The sequence below is a fragment of the Ruegeria sp. AD11(2025) genome (assembly GCF_056542405.1).
This window is the reverse complement of record NZ_JBQFZU010000065.1, coordinates 2,501-5,962: the sequence shown is the minus strand read 5'-3', so window position 1 is coordinate 5,962 and position 3,462 is coordinate 2,501. Positions and strand designations below refer to the sequence as shown.

Here is a 3,462-nt window from a genome sequence, read left to right as displayed (position 1 = left end):
GGGCTTTTTCTAGGTTTGGCGGTGACCTACTCTCCCGGGGCTTAAGCCCAAGTACCATTGGCGCGGCAGTGCTTAACTTCCGGGTTCGGGATGGGACCGGGTGTTTCACTTGCGCTATGACCACCAAACCGAGGAAAAGCCCACGTCGCGGCTTTTGCGAAGCAAAAGCGCGACGCGCAGGAGGCAGCGTATTCGCGAAGCGGATGCGCGTTCCTGCACGGTTGTTATGTCAATCAACATCGCGGCTAGATGCTGCGAAGTTATCCATGTTTACTGAGGTGTATGTTTTTGATTTGTCTTTCCATTACTGGATCAAATCAAGCCTATCGGGCGATTAGTACCGGTCAACTGAACGCATTACTGCGCTTACATCTCCGGCCTATTGACGTGGTGGTCTTCCACGGCCCTCAGGGAGACCTTGTTTTGAGGGGGGCTTCCCGCTTAGATGCCTTCAGCGGTTATCCTGTCCGATCATAGCTACCCAGCACTGCCGTTGGCACGACAACTGGTCCACCAGTGGATCGTTCACCCCGGTCCTCTCGTACTAGGGGCAACTCCTCTCAAGTCTCCTACACCCACGGCAGATAGGGACCGAACTGTCTCACGACGTTCTAAACCCAGCTCACGTACCTCTTTAAACGGCGAACAGCCGTACCCTTGGGACCTGCTCCAGCCCCAGGATGAGATGAGCCGACATCGAGGTGCCAAACACTGCCGTCGATATGGACTCTTGGGCAGTATCAGCCTGTTATCCCCGGCGTACCTTTTATCCGTTGAGCGATGGCCCTTCCACTCGGGACCACCGGATCACTATGGCCGTCTTTCGACTCTGCTCGACTTGTCAGTCTCGCAGTCAGGCTGGCTTCTGCCATTGCACTCAACGAGCGATTTCCGACCGCTCTGAGCCAACCTTCGCGCGCCTCCGTTACGCTTTAGGAGGCGACCGCCCCAGTCAAACTACCCGCCACGCAGGGTCCCGGATCCGGATAACGGACCGCGGTTAGACATCAAGAGTGCGAAGGGTGGTATCTCAAGGGAGGCTCCACGGATACTTGCGTTTCCGCTTCAAAGCCTACCACCTATCCTGCACATCACAATCCTGATGCCAGTGCGAAGCTGTAGTAAAGGTGCACGGGGTCTTTCCGTCTAACCGCGGGAAGCCTGCATCTTGACAGGCAATTCAATTTCGCTGAGTCGATGTTGGAGACAGCGGGGAAGTCGTTACGCCATTCGTGCAGGTCGGAACTTACCCGACAAGGAATTTCGCTACCTTAGGACCGTTATAGTTACGGCCGCCGTTTACCTGGGCTTCAATTCAAGGCTCTCACCTCTCCTTTTAACCTTCAGGCACCGGGCAGGCGTCAGACCCTATACGTCGTCTTGCGACTTCGCAGAGCCCTGTGTTTTTAATAAACAGTCGCCACCCCCTGGTTTGTGCCCCCAGCCCCTAGTTGCCTAGGAACCGGGCCTCCTTCTCGCGAACTTACGGAGGTATTTTGCCGAGTTCCTTCAACATCGTTCTCTCAAGCGCCTTGGTATGCTCTACCAGTCCACCTGTGTCGGTTTAGGGTACGGTCTGATGGAGGGCTATTTCCAGGAACCACTCAGCAGCCCAATCAATCCGATAAGATTGAACTACACCTGTGATCCGTCACATCCTCCTGGCCTAGGAATATTAACCTAGTTCCCATCGCCTACGCCTTTCGGCCTCGGCTTAGGGGCCGGCTTACCCTGCTCAGATTAGCTTTAAGCAGGAACCCTTGGACTTTCGGCGAGAGTGTCTCTCACACTCTTTGTCGCTACTCATGTCATCATTCTCACTAGTGATCTCTCCACCGGATCCCTCACAGGCCGGCTTCATCGAAAGAACTCGATCCGTCATTACACCCGCTGATATTTCACAGGTGGATGCAAATACGGATGAGTTCTATGTCACACTACGCTCTGCTACCATGCCTTACGGCATCCTAAGCTTCGGCTCATGGCTTGAGCCCCGTTACATCTTCGCCGCAGGACAACTTATTTAGACCAGTGAGCTGTTACGCTATCTTTAAAGGATGGCTGCTTCTAAGCCAACCTCCTGGTTGTTTTGGTCGTCCCACCTGCTTTCCCACTTAGCCATGAATTGGGGGCCTTAGCTGTAGGTCAGGGTTGTTTCCCTCTCCACTACGGACGTTAGCATCCGCAGTGTGTCTGCCATCTAGTACTCCCGGGTATTCGGAGTTTGGTTAGGATCAGTAAGCCTGTGGGGCCCCATTACCCATCCAGTGCTCTACCCCCCGGGGTATTCGGATGACGCTCTACCTAAATAGATTTCGCAGAGAACCAGCTATCTCCGAGTTTGATTGGCCTTTCACCCCTAGGCACAGCTCATCCCGATCCTTTTCAACGGATGTGGGTTCGGTCCTCCAGTAAGTGTTACCTTACCTTCAACCTGGCCATGCCTAGATCACTCGGTTTCGGGTCTGATCCCACGAACTCATTCGCCCTATTAAGACTCGCTTTCGCTACGCCTACACCTAACGGCTTAAGCTTGCTCGTGAGACCAAGTCGATGACCCATTATACAAAAGGTACGCCGTCAGCTCGCAAGGAGCCTCCGACTGATTGTAGGCGTTCGGTTTCAGGTACTGTTTCACTCCCCTCGTCGGGGTGCTTTTCACCTTTCCCTCACGGTACTGGTTCGCTATCGGTCAGCAAGGAGTACTTAGCCTTCGAAGGTGGTCCTCCGATCTTCAGACAGAATTTCACGTGTTCCGCCCTACTTAATACGTCCGTCAAAGCTTCCTATACGGGGCTGTCACCCGCTATGGCCACGCTTCCCAACGTGTTCTAGTCACTTATCCGGCTCGGCTGGTCCCCGTTCGCTCGCCGCTACTAGGGGAGTATCAATTGATTTCCTTTCCTCCGGGTACTTAGATGTTTCAGTTCCCCGGGTTTGCTCTTAAAACCCTATGTATTCAGGTCTTAAGTACCTGTTTAAACCCCATATTGACTATCTATCTCACAACCAGGTTGTGAGGGGATAACAATATGAAGCTTTCAGGTGGGTTGCCCCATTCAGAAATCCATGGATCAAAGCTTATTCTCAGCTCCCCATGGCTTATCGCAGAGTATCACGTCTTTCATCGCCTCTTGCTGCCAAGGCATTCACCAAACGCCCTTCTCGCGCTTGATTTGATCCAGAAAAAGAAAGACTTGATATTGGCACTACCGACCTTACGGCTACTTGAGTGCGTTTGACCGCACACAACCGAAGCTGCGCTAGTAATCAAATCAATCGAGACCGCCCAGCTGGTAACTAAAGGCAGTCATTCTTCTGAACCAAAAACATACATTTCCCGCCCCCGCCACTTGGACGAGGACAATTGAGCAACCCCATATGGTCTCCCAGCCGTGCAGCTGATCAACGCAGGTCGCTCGGGTTAGTATATTTGACTTGGACAACTCTGTTCGTTTCAGT

General features: G+C 53.1%; 2 rRNA genes. Both read right to left on the bottom strand.

Going from position 1 to position 3,462, the window contains the following annotated elements:
- Positions 1-13: 13 nt before the first annotated feature.
- Positions 14-128: ribosomal RNA gene (rrf, locus tag ACR1XY_RS23955) — 5S ribosomal RNA — on the bottom strand.
- A gap of 185 nt (positions 129-313) precedes the next feature.
- Positions 314-3,177, bottom strand: a 23S ribosomal RNA gene (locus ACR1XY_RS23950).
- Between the last annotated feature and the right edge of the window lie 285 nt (positions 3,178-3,462).